Here is a 17697-nt window from a genome sequence, read left to right as displayed (position 1 = left end):
TAATATCAATTGTTTGATTTACTATTGGAACCGAAGGTGACGACTCATCGAATAAATCTCCCGTGTCAATTTTGTCGGCTTCCTCCCACCCGTAAACGGGTGGGCTTCCGCCTCGGTACAGCTGTGAATTACTGCATCTACATCATCTTCAATAGCAATGTGAATCACTTAATTAAACGCATCAAAATAATTTTGTTATCTAATTTCACTCCGATATTGACATCTTCCTAAATGTGTATCACTAATCTGTAATATTTCAGTTTTTATATGCAATATTGATAGTATATCCCAATAATAACATTGATTTCAATTTGATATAAAATATTAATCCGAACTATAATTCAACACGAATACTATACTCATCAAGTAAATCTGGAACACGATCTCGATGATCTCCCTGTAATTCAATGGTTCCATCATCCTGTATAGTTCCACCACAACCAAGAGATCGTTTAAGATTGCTTGCCAATGAGCTAATGTCTATAGTAGTATCATTAATTCCATTAATCAATGTAACTACTTTATTGAAACTACGCTCCTCTAAGGAAAGAGTGGTGTGTAATCCTGTTGTTGCGATATCAGCACAAACACATAATTCAGTTGGAAGTCCACACGTTTCACAAATCTTACTCGTCATTATACATTTAATTACATAACGTAGACATAAATATTTCTTCGAATCAAATAAAGAACACTATCCTCTTGTGACTCTGATAACACAGAAATATACACTGACGGCAGAAGCGTCAAGAATAACATTAGTTCATCATACGTGTACCGTGTGCCAATTTGAAACGGCTCACAGTCATTGAACCGTAATACTGAGAATATAATAATAACTGGAGCCACCATGAGAGCAAATATCAATAGAGATTCACTCGTTGAAGAATTCGATATTTTCCTCTCAATCATTGATATAGCGTTATTCTGAAAGATTGACTTATTTATAAACGACTTAATGATAAGCAGTGATACAAAGAGATACACTAAAGTGAATACTGTACTGAAACTCTCAGGTTGAATAGTAACAATAGAAATATACGAATCAATCAAGCCAAAGCCTAAAATCACTGATTGAATGAAGATCGTAAACAGTACAATAACAGTTGCCAGAAGTCCAAAATCTGTTTTTGATATGCGTACGAGGGTCGTTGAGTGCTAAGTTTATATCATTGAGGAGGAATATGATAATATACTTAATAAATCATCAGTATTATTTCAGCAGCGATCGCAGTATTCCATGAAACAGAATATACTAAGAAAGATCACGAATAGGCGAATTAGATACAATGGAACCAATACATACATTAGAACTACACTATTTTTGCCAAATAAAAAAGAAGAGTGTATGGAACGACTGTTGATCGATGCTATTCATCACCTACTATCGAGTAAAAATTTGGATTTGCAGCGATTAATGAATATTCTAGAGCCCTAGTGATCGTCTTTACGATTGACTTTATTGTAATGTTTCGTATAATTCATACTGCTCTTTGTATCGCTTTCTTATCGTGACTTCTGACACGTCAATTACTCGGAGTAATAGTGTGAGTTCCCAGCGGTTAAATAAAACGGCTCACATAAGGCATCACTAGAGGCAGCAAGTTTCACTCGTCATCTCCTTGAGTGGGGGTTCGGTTATTATCGGTATTGGAATTGTTAATCGAAATCGGAGTGATAGTTCTGCCTCTTATTTCACTCATGTTCTTTCTGCAGATTCTTCTTTGGAGGACAGGTTCGCGATCCGAGTAGACCAGTGAATCGCTTTGTTCTCCTCGATGGTGGAAACTGGATGCCGAGCACAGAGACCGTCTGTGGATAGGGGGTCGCGCGTGCGCGCGCATGCACGCGCGCGAGGCATATATGTGGCTGTATCCCCTATACAATAATATATGAGCAGTCCTACACAGTCGAATTTTAGTAGTAGTCCCGTGACGCCTCGCGATCGAGTGTGGAGTGGTGTGGTAACTGAAGCGGACACAGAGTTCACAGTGGCAGATATTCAGAGTCGATTGAGACGGGATGGTTATGAAGGAGAACCCAGTGAGGAGACGATCAAACGTGTGCTGAGAAGTATGGGTGAACTGAATGTCATTCAGCACACAGACGGGTCTCCATATTACAACAAACAAACAGACTTTGAGAATCTGTAAAGAGATCCACTATCGTCACACATATTCCGAGGGCTAGTTGTGAAGCTATTACAGATTTGCCTCGATTACCCCCTCCAGAGGCACTTACAGATTCAATTCAATTCAGTTTTGCAGAGTTAAAAGAAGAGTCCAAACAGAGAGGATTCCTGATGGATGACTAATCTCGTTGAACATGACAAGCTTGAGATCCATGAAACAGAGTCGTTCATTCATCGACCCCTCTCACTCCGTGTCCGTGTCCGTGTCCGTCTCCGGGTCTTGCACGCCATCCGGGAGGTCAGCATCCGCATCAGAATCGGCATCGGTGAGAGTGGCGTCGGAGAGGTTGGTGTCAGTGAGGTCGGCGTCGGTGAGGGTGGCGTTGAGGAGGTATGCATCAGTGAGGTCGGCGTCGGTGAGGTCTGCTCCAGAGAGATCGGCACGCATGAGGTAGACGTTGGTGAGATTGGCACCAGAAAGGTTGACACCGGTGAGGTTGGCGTATGAGAGGTTGGCATCAGAGAGGTTGACACCAGTAAGGTTGGCGTAGGAGAGGTTGGCATCAGAGAGGCTGACACCGGTGAGGTCGGTATTGGGCAGGTCGGCGTTGAAGAGATCAGCATTGATGAGATCGGCATCAGTAAGATCGGCGTCAGTAAGATAGCTACCAGAGAGGTCGACATGTCTGAGGTCGGCGTCGGTGAGGTCGGCACGAGTGAGGATGGCGTCGGTGAGGTCGGCGTTCGAAAGGTCGGCTTCGAAAGGTCGGCTCCCAAGAGGTTTGCACCGATGAAGTCGGCACTTGAGAGGTCGGCAAAACGGAGGACAGCCTCGGAGAGGTCGGCAAAACGGAGATCAGCCTCAGAGAGGTCGGCGTTGGCGAGGGTCGCCTCTGGAACAATATCGTGAGGCAAGATATGCTCATCATTAGGAATTGTATACCGAAAGTGAGCATCTGCCAACTGGGTGTCTGTCACATCGGTGTCAGCGAGGACCGCCCCAGTGAGATCGGTACCAGTTAGGTCGGCATCAGTAAGATCGGTGTCAGAAAGGTATGCGTCAGTGAGGTTAGCACCGGTGAGGTCAGCACCGGTGAGGGTGGCGTCAGTGAGATCAACCTCAGAGAGATCAGCATCGGCGAGGGTGGCGTCAGTAAGATCGGCATCAGAGAGGTCGGCACGAGTGAGGATAGCCTCAGTGAGGTTAGCATCGGTGAGATCAACCTCAGAGAGGGTGGCATCTGGTCGAATATCACTGGGCGATACTTTGTCAGTGTGGGGAATTGAGAATTCAGTATCAGTCATTATCTGGTGAATGTGACTGTATCAGATATGTCGGACGCATATCACTTAACAGTGTATATGGATTATATATTCTAATTTGGGATTCAGATAAAAAAATCCAAAGTTAACGGACAATTACCGGCGAATCTGAATAACCCTCAAGTCGGTAGAAAAGAGTCTGATGACCTCTTGAGTCGAGACAGCGTAATAAATGTGAAGCAGAGCCCAAGAGAGCGGTCTGATGCGCTTTTCATACCCAATTATGATGTATTCGAGGCAAGAACGCCTGAGATGATGATGTTTGGCTACATGAGCTTGTGAGACAGTGTGGTGAAATACTATGTATGTCAGAATTCACACACTGGAACACAATAGTCTCTCAGGGCAAGCGAAAGCAGCTATCAGTTCGGATTTCAATCCAGTAGAGAGCAGAACGAGAGCGCGAAGCGCAATAACGTGGAGTCAGCAGATCGGAATACATGCGTAACATTCTGGATGGGCGCTCTCGAGGTAATGAATCGGAAGAACAGTTCGAACGAGAGCAAAATCGAATTGATGAGTCGGAAGCACAGTTGACTGAACGCTCTCAATTTGAAGAGAAAATCGAGAATCTGCCGGACAAGACTCGTGGTGAACGCTCATATCAGGATCCTCGGCAGCAAAACATCAATAAGAACCATTCACTCAGAGGTTAGTGTGGAAACTGACCGGTGTGTCGGTTGATTAGAGCGACTATTCACCTGATGAGTGGTTGGTTCATGTGGCGATGATAACAACAACAGTCACATTTGCTGAGTGTGTTGTCACGAAACCTAATGTATCACCAACGAGTGAGAGAAGCAGTTGATGAACTTGACACTGAATTCACACGAGAAGAACTGAGAAATAATACGAGTGCGCCACGAACAATTGTTGACGATGTAATTGATGAAATGCATCAGGAAGTCAAAACAGCGCTTGATGAGTTGGAGTTAGGTGACAAATTTACGCGTGAAGAATTGAACGAAAGGACAACTGCGCCAGGACCGACTGTTGATGACGTCCTTACTGAGTTGCATCGGAGGGGAGAGGTATATCAGCCGACGAGAGGTATCTGGTGCAAGTATTACGAGTGAGTTGAACGCTATGGGGTCAAATGTACCGGAATTGCAGGATCCACGTTTATTTATTGTGGACGAATGTCGCGAATGTATTTGTCGACAGGTAGCCCGTGACTGTTGATCACGCCTAGCGGAACACATCAGTGGAGTGATCCGGTTAACGGGCATGTGAGAGCGTTGAGTCGGTCTGTCCGACCAGAACGATAGATTGTCTCTCATGTGACGACCGGGAAGCGCTCGCCAGTCGGAAGACGATTGATATTGAGACGAATGTGAGAGTGAGGGATCTGATATCCTGGCTTGATGCGAATCCATTGGGAGTAATGATGGATATGATGTGATTATCAGTAGTCGGTGGTTTCGATGGGTTTGGAGAATCGCTAATCCGTCACGGGGTGGCTTCTGGGTGATCATCATGCATAGTCAGCACATTCAGCAGAAAGTTGAAGCGATACTAAATGAAGCAGGACTAGACGGCGACAATCTGTCATTGATGACGCTGGCAGAGGTACTGAATATGATCTAATGACGAAGTGGATCAATAAGGATGGAATCCGGATAATTGAGATCGACGAATGACGGGTAGGACGATCAATCTTCTCTGTTTTTTATAGCAATTCTTCCCCGTGACGCGACAGAAGATTTGATTCAATCGAGAACATCGGCATCAGGATCGTCACAGGACAAGCGGAGAGATACCTCCTCTTCTCGCCGATTTCAGACTCAGAAAATGAGAAGTACAGTTATTTATCATCCTCCAACTACGTTTCAGAGTCAGCTACTATGCCAGTGCTGTTATTACGATCGAAAGTATGAGTCCATACATGTCCAACAGCCACCAAGTAACGGGTTTTAGCAGCGAAGGTGATATGATGATATGGTATACTCAACTCTCGGTATACTCGTAACCCAACTGTGAACGCTCCTGGACAATCTCTCTGGAAGCATCGACGTGTCGAAGTGTATGAACTATGTTTTCGGATTGTTGTTACTCAACATTGAATGACGACCATACGACAGGATGAGTGAGTCAGATCGCGATCCTGAGTCTGAGTCTGTATCTGTGTCTTCAAGTCCTCAGCTGTTGATCGCGCTTGGAATTATAGGGTGGATTACTACTCTTCTGATGGCGACAGAAATACCACTTGGCGTCTGGAGTGGGCTCTTCATCGGATCCTGGGTCGTGATACCGGTGGCAATGATCTGGGATGCCAGGCAGTTACGTGCCCAAATCGGGTGGCCTCGCTTTCTGTGGCTATACCTTCTAGGGGCGGTGGTGTGGTTCTTGGCTGTGGTGCCGGCAACAGTGTATCTCTTGAAACGTCGGTCAGCGTTGCAATCCCCTTCCCCTTCCCCTTCCCCTCCTCCAAAGGATGCACCCGAGTCTCAACTGGGTCTCACAACACCAAGACAAGTTGTTGGACTGTTAGCAGTCATCGCCGGGAATCTCACACCGCTGGTCGGTGTGGTTGTGTTTGAATGGAGTGTTGTCCCACTACTCATCATCTACTTTTGTGAGGCGTTTATCACCGCACTCATCGCCGCAATAAAAGCGCTGTTCGCGGAGCTTGGTTCGCCCACGGAGGATATATCCACAAGTAGGTTACCACTCGCCAGTCTGCAGCGGAAACGTGGCAGTCTCACTGTCCATCCCAGGTTACCACCGATCTATCCTCGGAATATTCCATATTCGACGGTGATCATCTCTCTATGGTTAGTGATCGGGCTGCCGGTCGGTCTATTGGCATGGGCGATGTTAGATTCCCTACCGGTCTTATCTATCGGAATGGCTCTGAGTGTCATAGCACTCTTGAGCACTCGTCTTGGAGAATTTTGCTACGAGTTTCTTGGCGATCGTCGATTTAGCGATACCTCTGCCCGCGAAATTGGGCGTGTCCCCGCTCAGCAAGTACTTGGGCTATTATTGATCGTGCCGTTCATTCCGAGCCTGTCTGATGCCGGTCCCTTCATCCTGGGGGCGATTGTCGCTATACGGACGACTACTGAAGCCTACCGATACAGTGTGGATCGAAGTGGCGGACCGTCCGTGAGTCTCTTCAGTCAACTCGAAGACGCGGGGGTACTCCAATCCAGTCAAACACGGACAGCGCCTCCAGAGGTGTCGGTGCCCGAAGAACCAATCGAGGGGCGGATCCAACCGAATACCACAGTCGTGCTATTCGGGAGTGTCACGACAATATTTGTCGAGCTTTTAAACGGACTCGGATTAGGCGTCATCATGATATCCGGGGTTATACTACTCACTGGTGTCCCAGCACTTGCCGCAGTTTATCTGATCAGCGCGGTGGCGCTGATTACGGCATACATGGGTAGTCACTATCTAAGATACGGCACCGTCGAGTACCGACGGCGAGGCGACCAGATCATTGCGTACGACCGGCTTCTTGAAACACCACAGTGGAGTGCGAGTGTCTATAATGGCGATTTCAGCGTCGCGAACGCGATCTTGGATCGGTTCTTTGGAACGGGGACGTTGACGGCGACCGCCGACACTCCCGAAAAGCTTGGCTCGGTTCGACTCGGTCCTGTCAAGAGCCTCACTGCTGCTGTCGAGACGCTCGAACTGCCGATTGCTGATCCGAGTCGTCCCGAAACAGATTACGCAATTGTAGCAGCTGCAGGCGGTCTGTTCGGGGTTTTTGCGCTGGTGCCGGTGATGATTCTCGTGTTCGGAAACACCAGCGACGCCATCGCAGTGGGTCTCATATTTGTCATGGGTGCTCCGATACTTTTTCTCGCTCTCGGTTGGACTGCCCTGTCACGTGTCTGAATGGACGTCTGGCCTTGTAATCGTTAGGTGACCTGTGTCTGTGTTTCATCACTTCCTGGAATATCATCAATCGATACGCCGTCTACCTCTTCAATGAAGTCTGTAATCGTGAATGGGATGATTATCGTGAAATCGGTCGATCATTTAGCCGCCGGTAGATTTTCAGCAATTCTGTTCCTGACTATGGGTCAACAGAATCTCTTCGTCGACATTGTTGAACGTGTTATTGGATATTTGTGTCAAGTTCGGATTGGTCGCGTCTCCATCACGGATGCCGACTGCTGCGTTTTCGACTGTATTCCGTTGTACCGTTGCACTAGCCGGGAAATCCGCCGATACGCTGTTATCGTCAAACGGTTGCGTCCTAATTCCGTATAGCACAACGCTCCCATTCGTAAGTGTCACGACGTTGTTGAGAACGGACGCACCAATTGGTCTCCCCGAGCTGCATCCCGAGTCCGGGCACTTCGTCCTATCCAGCGACATCAGATGCAGTTATTCGACCGACAGCGTCGATCACGTTGTTCTCGACGGTCAGATTGCTCAATTGGCTATTACCGAAACTCCGCTTGAAATTACCGCCCCCAGCTCTAGTAATATCACTAATTCGATTATTTCGAAGAGTTACATCCTCCATTGCTCCCTTGCTAGTCCGGATTGAGATCCCTGTGACAGTGCTGTCATCACCGGCAATCGCGAACCTGCTGACGAGCGTGTCCACAGCATCGATGGCTATCCCCAGGTTCGACCCGCTCGCGTCGGTTGTCGGACGGTCGATAATCGACAGGAGACTCAGGGGTTGTTAACCGTGACCGGGTCGTACGTTGAGGCGTCGACTGCAAGTCGGGCACCGGGAACGGCACTGTCAATTGCGGTCTGGAGTGCATTGCCACTGCCGGTAACCGGATTTAGATTATCAGGGAGAATCACCGAAGCGTTGCGTTCAGACTCAGTAAAAAACGTAATCGAATCTCCGAGCTGTCCAGACGGCGAGAACGTGTTTTGAATCTGGACACTGCCCAGATCGATCCCTCCGACGGTGAAATCCAGAACGAAAACCTCTGCATCCGGGCTGTCCGGACTGAAGTTATCATTCTGAACCGTCATCGACGAGATGTCTGGCAAGAGACTGAGATGCAAGCGTGCGACAGCATTAGCGGGTGTCGTCCCAGTGTTCGAGATACCGTTATTTTCGATTATGATGTTGGAGAAGCCAGTCAAGGCGTCGTCGCCAGTGAGTTGGATCGCTTGTATAATCCAATCGGCGGGGGCGGTAAATACTATATTGGACCGTTTCAGTGGACTCAGTGTTTAATTCGGAGATTGTATTGCCAACAATATTCCCTGAGACGTTGCCCCTGAACTCAATTGCTCTTACTGAGTCTACATCGACCAGGTCGGTGATTCAGGAGCCGCTGCATATAATAAAGAAATCCGTCTCATAGAGCTCTCAGGAGATATATGTGTTTCAGACAAAAGGGAATATTATATTATGTATCTATGCTATATGAGACACTGGTCGGGTTTCCCTCCGGGTTATCCGAGCCTGACTCGTACAAAGAAGCGCTGAATGGACCCCGAAGAAACACATCCAAGTAACAAATTATGTTATTTTATGTTGACACGTTTCTTTATATAGGCAGATATGGTATGTTCAATTATCTAAGTATTCAGAGCCCACGCCGTCATGCGATTGTGTTAGAGTGAGGAGAGTATTGTAGTTGCACAACTAATACGCAACATCTGTATTCCTACAACATGATCCACGATCATGGTGAGTGTGACGCATCTTCTCAGCAGTCCCGATCTACGTCACTACACGGAACTATTTTATATTTCTAATCAAAAAATGATACTCCGAAATTAAACTGAGATGTAGGGTATCTCGTGGCTAGTCCAACAGAGACGTTGTCGTCTCCCTGACTTCGGGGTTATTCTTTGCCAACCGATGAGCGTGTTTCATATTCAACGGTAGCTCCCGCTCATCAACTATCGCAGCAACCCCCGGCGCAATAAGTGATTCACGCTCAGAACTTACCGGTTACCGGTAACTTCCCAAACGCGAATTCTGTACTCGCGCCTATGGGTATGTGACACACCGACAACCATTAGCATACGCAGTCACTAAAGCAAGTGCTACACCTTCGAGAAAAGTTCCCATGTGTTCATCGGAGCAAAAGTTAGCTTGGAGTTGGGGATGGAAGTCCCAACATCAGTTCGTTTTCACACAGTCACGATCCGTCTCAGTCTGCTGGTGACGTGACTGTTGCCTCTCAGTGGGAGAACACTCTCGCGGGTGTAGCACAACTCAAACGTGTCCTCTTGATCGTTTGATTTGCATCGTGCCGTGTCCGCTTACACCAACGGCGATACTAGTTGGCATCAGTGTCATAGTGTGGTAGATTCGGTGACGGACGCCTCCGCTTTCCTCCCATGCGAGGCGTCTGTTATCATCTGTAGAGATAATAAGTACTTTGTGTTCTATCTCCATTCTATCCCATTCCATCTCTGGCTTCGGGAACTGATTACTCACGAGTGTCTCCGCTATACTCACACAACTCCCAACAATAAGCCGGATTAGTCCAACACTGTCTTGATATCATGGTGAGTGTGATGCATCTCGTCAGCAGTCCCGATTCACATCGCTGCACGGAACTGGTTTTAATCTATAATTAAAATAGACTTATTTCGAAGTCAGACATTCGGTTGCCTCTTACACGTCCCCACGGGTATATCCGCATGTTACTGACTTGGAGTCTGTGTCATGAATCACAAGTCTATCTTAACGGTTCTCACACACGGATTCGTGCTATCCCTCGATTTCCGTCAAAAAAGTCTGAAGAAAGCCACCGACCCAAAAGCCACGGTCTCAAACGCAATGGCAAGAAACAACCAGAGAGGTGCCCGCTCAGTGCCGCGGTGTATCTCCTCTGGACGGACTGAGATCAGAACTCCAATTATCATCAGGCAGACACCGAGTGCCACAATCCCACCGGAGAGTATCACGCCCTGATCAAACACTGACAGAGAGGTTTCAATCACGCCCGCATATTGGATGACCGTGAGTAATCCAACAAGCCCTATCCCATATCCGGTGACGGTTGCCTGATTCCGCAACTGCATATAACAGACTGATTCAGACGGAGAATAATTATTTTTCTGCACTCAGTGAGTAGTCTCACTCATACTCTACCTGGGATGAGCCAGTCTCGCGGGAACATGAGCCCCCGAATGTGACTGGATTTCATACGAAGAATTCACACTTCAGTAGCGACACCTCCAATTTTCTTCCTCTTCTTGACTGTTATATCGTGGGTTCCATTTCAAAAAGAGGGGATAACGCGATCCTGACCACCAGACTCCGGCAGGTTAAATCGATACAGATATATCAACACTCGGAGGATAATTATTTGATCCTGTTTCGTTGACGATCGTATCTCAAAAAAGACTGGTTCGAGGTTTTTTGAACTTTTCCTCGGACAACTTCAATTCTCAATAGTGATAACGTCGGGAACCCGGATCCAGACAAAAACATCAATTCTGAACCTATTCGTGAGTGATAGAATCAATGGCACGGTATGGAGCGTGCCTCAATCGTCGTTTATTCGTCGTTCTGAACCATTCTGTCCCAGTGTGAGATCCACGTGAGATTCTCACCAGCGACTGTCAGCAAATATGTGAATACTGGAAGAGTAAGCCCCACAACAAGAAGAAAAGTCAGATCAATGTCTCCAGAGGAGCCAATGACGCCAGTGTACTGGAGGAGTGTGAGGGTTACAAGAACAGTCGCTACAAGTTCTCTGTACTCTTTGTATGAGGGGGAGGGGAGCTTCATACTACTAGCAACTTAGTGGGAGACACAAACCGATTTCGCAACGTCTCATTCACATACTCATGGTGGCATGTCCAACAGTATTGACTCGCATGACAATGCAATTTTTCAACCCGTACTCGGGTCGGGAGTCTCCTCGAGCGCGAGCGCGAAGTCCAATGTCGATTATAATCTTAATTTTCTCCGTAAGATTTAGTATTCAATCACGAGTATCTAAGAGTGGTCGAGAAGAATTATGAGTACAAGAAAATCACCGATCGATGGGAGGTTTGATTGTCTCATTAAATCGCAATATGATCTTCTTCTCTTTATGCTCCCGATTCCACTTCTGTGTGGGATACTCACGTCGGTGATAACGGCGGTCCCATTTTCTGTTGGAGTGGGCACTGGGGGAGTCCCCTCAATAATATTACTTGCATACGGGCTGTTTATCAATGATCCACAATATCTAATATCTAGGAGTACTCTAACACTCTCTCTGGAAGGTTCTGTTTGAACTTTTTTAAATTCCTCCTGTCACGACTTGCACTCACCATTCTTGAGCTGAGATTCTCGAATGCAACGCAACTATTCCCACCGCACATGGGGGTCTTCTCAGAGTCACAGTTACCGGGATTGGGATTGATCGCACAACAGATTAGGTGCTCTTTGCCTGGCGACTCTGTGCAGCCGAGAGAATCACAAGATACACAATCAGACCAGTTGTCCACACAAAAACTCCGGCAGCCTCAGGCAGTTGCAAATCAATATACTCTATGAGCGCTAACGGACCGATACTCACTCCAAAGAGACCGATGGTCTGACCGAGTCTGTCGTATTTGTCGTGGGAAGTGAACTGTTCGTGTTCGCCCAGGAGTGAGATGTCATAGGCTAACAGAAAGTATCCAATCCCGCTATAGAGCGCTGTTATGGCTACGGTCAAAAACCAATCCGAAAGCAGGTATCGGTAAACGAGACCACCAACGAGGCAACCGACTAGGACAGCTAGCGGGAGAGACTTACTCATCGGCTAGTCTCTTATTATTATTCTCTCAATAATATAGGGTAGGGGTCTTCTCGCGTTCAATTCACACTGATCAATAAAACCTATACGATTAGCGACAACCTCCGATAGCAGTTGCAGAGACAGTATAAAATGCCCCTGTCCACAACTGTCGCAAATATACCGAGTCCTACTTGAGTCGTCCCATTTGTCCGTACGCAGAGAAAATCCAATGGGCAAACTGGTATATTACGAGCCCAGCGACGAACAAAATCGTAAACAAACCGATAACAAGCACAATGCTGGCAATAGCAAGTGAGACGTATCCAAACAACACAGCAATCAGGAGAGAAACGAGCGGGAATCCGTAGACTCGAAGTAAATACTGTTGCCGGTAGACCGACAGGTAGTCTGACAGCGTCCCCGAGAAGACCGCTGGCGTGAACGAGTGAGTCTCAGTCGCTTCACACGAGATACCGGCTTCTGTCTTCTTCCCGATGACCGTTATTTCGTCACCGTTGTGAAACGGTGACTCCCTGTACCGAATCGTGTCTGCGGGAGGCGCGGGTACAGGTCCGATGCGCTCCAACTTATTAATCAACCTCCCCGCCTCGGTGTACGCCTCGACAGTCGTTCTGTCGACCCCGAACTCCTGATTATGATCCCGATACTTTTTCGGGAGTTCCTCTGTTGGTTTGAACCGCTCCTCAAAACTCGACTTCCGAAGCTCAGGCTGGACGGACAGTTGGGAGTCCGAGTCCGATCCCGAGTGAGATGGCAACAGCATAGTCGCAGCCGGCTCCGCCCTTTCAATCGCTGTTGGCGTCTGGTTTTGCCCCGACAGGTTCGTGACCGGCACGTGCCCAGCATCGGTGACAATCAGTAACTCGTGATCACCTGTGGAGGCTCCCGACACCTGTGGGCGCCAGGAAGCCCCGTTTGACCACTGAAATCTGGCTGTGTCCCACAACACGAGCGCACACTCTTTGGAGCGATACGGAGACGTGACTGTCCCTGAACGGTGACTGATTTCTCCCGAGACACAGGCGGTCTCACCCACGGTAGCGTCGTCGAGACTGCTCACTTCGAAAAGGTTCCGACATTGTTGTCTCCGCCTCAGCCCCGAGTAGACGATCCAGGTCCCGGCGAGGAGATACGTGACTATCGGTATCGCCACCTCTGAAGGAAAATTCACTTCTTATTCACCAGCGTGTTCTGAAGAATAGAAGAACCCGTCATAGGGTCATAGTCCGAATTGGCGGCGATAAATTCCTTGCGGTGATGAACTGTGATTGAAACAAAGTTGTTGTATGAAGTCAGCGACCGAGTGTTGCAATCTCTTATTAGTTGAGTCTGATAGGTCACTCACTGTGGACGGGTACTTATGATACTAAATTGGATATGTTTGCTCAGATAAATAACACAGGGAACGTAGTCATGCGATTATATATCGGATACCTGACTACTGTAGTGACACAACTAACTGTGAGAATGTGTGCAACGACAGTCTCTCTAGAGGTTCTCAAAGTCAGTGTTCTTGTTATAATATGGAGATCCAGTTTATACTGAATGACATTCAGTTCATCCATACTTCTCGGTATACGTTTGATTAATGACATTGAAATCGACTCCTTAGTGTCGGTCAGACATTCTGATCACCTCTCGCATCGTGTCGCCGGGAGGTGGGAAGTGGACTGGATATAACGACTCTTCTCAGTGATAGTAGAGTCGATTACGCATATGAATCAGAGGAAATTGAGTAGTTGGATCGTGCACGCACACGGCAGCAATCTCCCTGGCTCGCTTATCAAGCAGTGCAACACTGGGCATGTAGGACCATATGAGGCATTATCGAAATCTGAGGCTGTTGATGGAGCCATTGGTCGATTTGATATTGATGATGGGGGGCCGTCTCACTCCGCTATATTACCGCCACAGCGAACGAGACACGGACACTGAACGAGCTAGAAGAGGCCAGTGTTGCGTGACATGACTCACAACCGACTACATCACCTCAGAGAGTTTGATCTCGTCACTGACACACTATCCTCCGAAAATAGTTCTGTGGTGTCGCTCAGGTCCACGAGACGGTCCTATCTCGACGCCATCTGCGAATTTGCGGGCTTCCAATCAACTCTCAAAAACTCACTTAGACCAGCTGGCAATTCCCCTCACGACATGCCGTTTGACCTCCTCCCACGGCTGAACCCGTGGGATTCCCCGTTCCCGATGGGGATATTACAGTTGCGCGTTTCCTCGGCGGTTCAAATATGCTTTCGCGTGGTCAGCCTCACAGGTCGCCACCCAATTACTACCAAGGGCGTGCTTTCCAACGCGTGTAGCTGTAGCTCGGTCAAACGAGCCTTCCCACCTGCACATGGCAGGCGACCACGAAGCCGAAGCGGTCGGCAGGGTGTTCACCCTGCTGGACCGCACGGTTCGGGTCAGCTGAACTGCTACGCCGTGCATGGGTCACCCCCTCTGTGACTGATATTCTCCGCCGCATTCAAATCCGCGTGCCGGATGTACCCACAGTGTGGACACTTGAACTTGCTCCCGTCGCGACCACCGAGTTCAGTACACTGACTGCACTCCTGACTCGTATTCTCAGGGGCTACTTTCTCGACGCGAATGCCTTCTTTCTCAGCGTTGTACGTGATGAACTGTTGGAGTTCGGAGAACGGCCACGAGTGGACGCCGGTCCACCCGCTACTGTCACGACTGTTTTCGAGGTCTTCGAGTTTGATGACAGGATTACTGAATTGACTGGCATACTCCACCAACTGTGTTGAGAGGGTGTGGTTCATGTCATGTCTTGGATGCGACGGGACTCCTTGTTACCCACGCGAATTCGGGCGCGAAGCGCCCCAGTTTCCTGTAGCGAGTCACGCAGGGAACGGTAGTACCGCCGCACAAACTTGTGTTCCTTGCCACTCACAAGGAACGACTCAGCACTCACATCGTCTGGCGTTGCAGCGAGGACGTAGTTATGGCCACCGTCAACACCGATGGGTGTTTCCTCGCCGTTTGTTGCTCGTCGTATTCGACGGTGACCGAGCAATGCCAGTCACCGCCTTCACGCCACACACTGAGTGTCGTCTTCTCAGCGTCACCATTGAGCAGAGCGGTGACAGGCTGTTCAATACTTGTGTGGACGTGGATTGGTGTGTACCACCAATCAACTATCACTGATACAGGGGAACCCGATAATGACAGAGCCGTTGTCTGTCGTGTGGATTATTGGGGGTTGCCGAATCTCTGCCTGTATCTCGACGACAATTAGCAGGAATCCTCCGGGTGGGAGCCGTGAGTGTACAACTAGCAGTGCTACTGCATCTCGCAATAGTTCCAGAATTCTATGTGTCGTGATTGATTACCTCCGTCGGTATTCGCGTTGATATCGATATCATGACCGAGACGAATGGCAGATATATTGACAGTTTTTCTGAGGGGAGAAGATTATGCACGACCTGATGAGATTGATAAAGCAGAGGCAGCGATGGAACAATAACCCGATAAAGAACCTCGTCGTACAAACGAGTGGGTCAGAAATTCCCGGTAATAAACATATCTGGTGGAAAGAGCGTGAGACAATTCGCGAGTTATTTTGACACGATACCATGTCAGCGCGTGTAAACTCTAGGATTATTTTTTGACTCAGGAATCCGGAGTTGAGTTATCTTGTGTAATATTATCGCCTTCAGCTAATTACATAAAATAATTAAATATTGCAGTCTCACAGCCAAATGAAATTAATTGTGAAGCTATTATACATTTACATTTCTGAGAGGTTGCTTAATATAGACTGGTATGAATAGTCCCGAATATGCCAGTTCTCACAATTTATAATTCAATGAATAACAATTATTTTGATATAGCATAGTCGATGGTTAGGCTTCAAGATATACAGTCAATATTACTCTTTCTTCTACGTTTACTCAGTCTCGGTTTTGTTCATCTCATTGGATTATTCGTATTAACGGCGGTTCCGTTGTACATTGGGGGATATTATGGAGACACTGGCGGTGATTTTTATATTGCCGCTACTGGACTGAGCATGGGATTCGGAGTCCTAGGACTGTTTACAGTCAGGGCTGCGAGGCGAGATACCACATCCGACCGTCTTGGAACTTGGCTGTTGGGACTGATATATTTCGGAATGACGGGTCTCTTGATTCTATTACAAATCGTTTCCATTATTTTTTCATAGGGAAAAGAATACGGTACAGTGCTTTTCTAATCAATACCGCATGATTGACCTCGTCGCGGATTATTCTATTTATAACTAACCGACTCTCTGAGACTCGACTTGCAAACTATAAAGTGAAAATAATTTTATCGGGAGTGGGGATACTATCGTCTACTGTCAGAAGCGGTCAACCCGACTCAAAGCGAGATCAAGAAAGCTCGCAACAGTCAATAGAATTACATGATGGCGAGAAAGGTTGATAGAGAGTATCAGGAGATCAGTAGCATGCACATTCAGAAATGTGGTCACTCCGGCGATGCCGAGTAGAATTACCGAGACACGTTTTAATCACCCACCTTGTCATGTGCATCGAGTGTCAGTAAAAGAGTATAGAGAGTGAGTCCACCGAGAAGAGAGATTTGGACAAAGCTGCTCCCGGTCATGAGAGCACGGATCATGATAGGATACACTCGACTGTCAGTGCCCCGAAGAATAACACAAAAGTATAATCCCATCTTCTGAGCTCATCTCTAGTCGGGAAGGTCATATCAACAATACGTGGTGAGATACAAAACCGGATGCTGTTTGCCCCTGTTGTAGTAACTCGTTGGAGTGGTGTTCTTGCTGCGAGTACCCCCTAGGAGGAAACACACAGCAAAAATACAAATCCCTGTTTTGCACATCGGACGGTCGTTTGAGTGTGCAATTATCAGAGATGATAGCCTCACCTCCGGCGTGGTCACGTACCCTGCTGCAGAGATACTTGCGCCATGTGAATATTCTCGAGAGTCTGGGAACCGACTTTGTGCCTTACTCTAGAGGGTCACCTGTCGTTTTTGATTACTCTTTGCGAGTGACACGACAGTAATATACGATCCAAAACAGGGGATTCATTCTGATATGTTGGTCGTCCAGAAAGAGAGATTCAGACCCACGTATTCTTGCGGTTAGCACCGAGAGTTAGAAACATGATACACGGTTTGATACTGTCATTCTAGGATAAGCACATAGGGAGATTATCTAAGCAATCATCACACTGCAATCATGGCGAAAAGCACTCATATGGCTTGTTAGGCAATATCGACTGAAGTCGGAGTATCTTAAACTCTCTCGATGACCACATCATCGTCATCGGTCACTCGATACTGGCATACAAGTCAAATATTATCAGCATCATCGTGCGTTGAGACAGCGCGTCGAGTTTTTTTGATCGCTCCCCAATTGATCCGACCACGATACGGACAGCACAGGTTCCACATTTGATGCTTATGACCGTGAGAGAAGCAGAGATAATAGAGAACTATCTCGGGGACAAGCCCCAAGCCGAGGCTTCCCTGGTGAGGCTGCACTGCACTGCCCCGGCAAGGGAATTTCATTCCTCCCGGCCT

General features: G+C 47.6%; 17 protein-coding genes and 1 pseudogene. 5 read left to right on the top strand and 13 right to left on the bottom strand.

Annotation, left to right across the window (positions count from 1 at the left end; all coding sequences use genetic code 11):
- Positions 1–334: 334 nt before the first annotated feature.
- On the bottom strand, positions 335–637 hold the full coding sequence (yciH, locus tag J07HQW2_RS01895) for a stress response translation initiation inhibitor YciH (RefSeq protein ID WP_021053533.1): 303 nt from the start codon (positions 635–637) through the stop codon (positions 335–337).
- A 1255-nt stretch (positions 638–1892) separates the two neighbouring features.
- Here yciH and J07HQW2_RS01885 point away from each other — a divergent pair.
- A complete protein-coding gene (locus tag J07HQW2_RS01885) occupies positions 1893–2153 on the top strand; it encodes a hypothetical protein (RefSeq protein WP_021053531.1) in 261 nt (86 codons plus the stop codon).
- Between the two features lie 222 nt (positions 2154–2375).
- Here the strand turns inward: J07HQW2_RS01885 and J07HQW2_RS19775 are convergent, their stop codons facing one another.
- The gene (locus J07HQW2_RS19775; RefSeq protein ID WP_394324621.1) at positions 2376–2855 is read right to left on the bottom strand and encodes a pentapeptide repeat-containing protein; all 480 of its coding nucleotides are present in this window, start codon (positions 2853–2855) and stop codon (positions 2376–2378) included.
- A 47-nt stretch (positions 2856–2902) separates the two neighbouring features.
- Positions 2903–3436: pseudogene (locus J07HQW2_RS19770) on the bottom strand (pentapeptide repeat-containing protein); the annotation flags it as partial.
- 458 nt (positions 3437–3894) lie between these two features.
- On the opposite strand from J07HQW2_RS19770, the gene J07HQW2_RS01875 reads away from it, so the two are divergent.
- The 3 genes from J07HQW2_RS01875 to J07HQW2_RS17120 all read left to right on the top strand — a co-directional run bounded on the left by J07HQW2_RS01875 (position 3895) and on the right by J07HQW2_RS17120 (position 7306).
- Positions 3895–4110 carry a hypothetical protein gene (locus J07HQW2_RS01875; protein WP_021053529.1) on the top strand — a complete coding sequence of 72 codons (216 nt, stop codon included), beginning with the start codon at positions 3895–3897 and terminating at the stop codon, positions 4108–4110.
- Positions 4111–4230: 120 nt separating this feature from the next.
- Positions 4231–4530: a hypothetical protein gene (locus J07HQW2_RS01870; protein ID WP_021053528.1), complete on the top strand. Its 300-nt coding sequence runs from the start codon at positions 4231–4233 to the stop codon at positions 4528–4530.
- 1111 nt (positions 4531–5641) lie between these two features.
- On the top strand, positions 5642–7306 hold the full coding sequence (locus J07HQW2_RS17120; protein ID WP_303703891.1) for a DUF6498-containing protein: 1665 nt from the start codon (positions 5642–5644) through the stop codon (positions 7304–7306).
- Positions 7307–7778: 472 nt separating this feature from the next.
- Here the strand turns inward: J07HQW2_RS17120 and J07HQW2_RS01850 are convergent, their stop codons facing one another.
- From J07HQW2_RS01850 to J07HQW2_RS01820, 7 genes are all read right to left on the bottom strand, one after another.
- Positions 7779–8027: a hypothetical protein gene (locus J07HQW2_RS01850; RefSeq protein ID WP_021053524.1), complete on the bottom strand. Its 249-nt coding sequence runs from the start codon at positions 8025–8027 to the stop codon at positions 7779–7781.
- 71 nt (positions 8028–8098) lie between these two features.
- Complete coding sequence (locus J07HQW2_RS01845) at positions 8099–8413, bottom strand: hypothetical protein (protein WP_021053523.1); 315 nt, start codon at positions 8411–8413, stop codon at positions 8099–8101.
- 1201 nt (positions 8414–9614) lie between these two features.
- On the bottom strand, positions 9615–9860 hold the full coding sequence (locus J07HQW2_RS01840; protein ID WP_021053522.1) for a hypothetical protein: 246 nt from the start codon (positions 9858–9860) through the stop codon (positions 9615–9617).
- A 272-nt stretch (positions 9861–10132) separates the two neighbouring features.
- Positions 10133–10429 (bottom strand): hypothetical protein, encoded by a 297-nt coding sequence (locus tag J07HQW2_RS01835; RefSeq protein ID WP_021053521.1) that lies wholly within the window; start codon positions 10427–10429, stop codon positions 10133–10135.
- A gap of 478 nt (positions 10430–10907) precedes the next feature.
- A complete protein-coding gene (locus tag J07HQW2_RS01830; RefSeq protein ID WP_021053520.1) occupies positions 10908–11141 on the bottom strand; it encodes a hypothetical protein in 234 nt (77 codons plus the stop codon).
- A gap of 634 nt (positions 11142–11775) precedes the next feature.
- Complete coding sequence (locus J07HQW2_RS01825) at positions 11776–12144, bottom strand: hypothetical protein (RefSeq protein ID WP_021053518.1); 369 nt, start codon at positions 12142–12144, stop codon at positions 11776–11778.
- A gap of 166 nt (positions 12145–12310) precedes the next feature.
- Positions 12311–13204 carry a hypothetical protein gene (locus J07HQW2_RS01820; RefSeq protein ID WP_303703890.1) on the bottom strand — a complete coding sequence of 298 codons (894 nt, stop codon included), beginning with the start codon at positions 13202–13204 and terminating at the stop codon, positions 12311–12313.
- Positions 13205–13860: 656 nt separating this feature from the next.
- Here J07HQW2_RS01820 and J07HQW2_RS01815 point away from each other — a divergent pair.
- Positions 13861–14079 carry a hypothetical protein gene (locus J07HQW2_RS01815; protein ID WP_021053515.1) on the top strand — a complete coding sequence of 73 codons (219 nt, stop codon included), beginning with the start codon at positions 13861–13863 and terminating at the stop codon, positions 14077–14079.
- Between the two features lie 279 nt (positions 14080–14358).
- Here the strand turns inward: J07HQW2_RS01815 and J07HQW2_RS17115 are convergent, their stop codons facing one another.
- From J07HQW2_RS17115 to J07HQW2_RS17105, 3 genes are all read right to left on the bottom strand, one after another.
- Positions 14359–14499 carry a hypothetical protein gene (locus J07HQW2_RS17115; RefSeq protein WP_303703889.1) on the bottom strand — a complete coding sequence of 47 codons (141 nt, stop codon included), beginning with the start codon at positions 14497–14499 and terminating at the stop codon, positions 14359–14361.
- Between the two features lie 77 nt (positions 14500–14576).
- Positions 14577–14927 carry a zinc ribbon domain-containing protein gene (locus tag J07HQW2_RS17110; protein ID WP_303703888.1) on the bottom strand — a complete coding sequence of 117 codons (351 nt, stop codon included), beginning with the start codon at positions 14925–14927 and terminating at the stop codon, positions 14577–14579.
- A complete protein-coding gene (locus J07HQW2_RS17105) occupies positions 14924–15181 on the bottom strand; it encodes a hypothetical protein (protein ID WP_303703887.1) in 258 nt (85 codons plus the stop codon). Before J07HQW2_RS17105 ends, J07HQW2_RS17110 begins: the two co-directional genes overlap by 4 nt.
- Between the last annotated feature and the right edge of the window lie 2516 nt (positions 15182–17697).

Source organism: Haloquadratum walsbyi J07HQW2, from assembly GCF_000415985.1.
In the GTDB taxonomy this organism is placed as follows: Archaea; Halobacteriota; Halobacteria; order Halobacteriales; family Haloferacaceae; genus Haloquadratum; species Haloquadratum walsbyi_B.
Note: the sequence above shows the minus strand (reverse complement) of the source record. Positions and strands in the feature narration are given on the sequence as shown.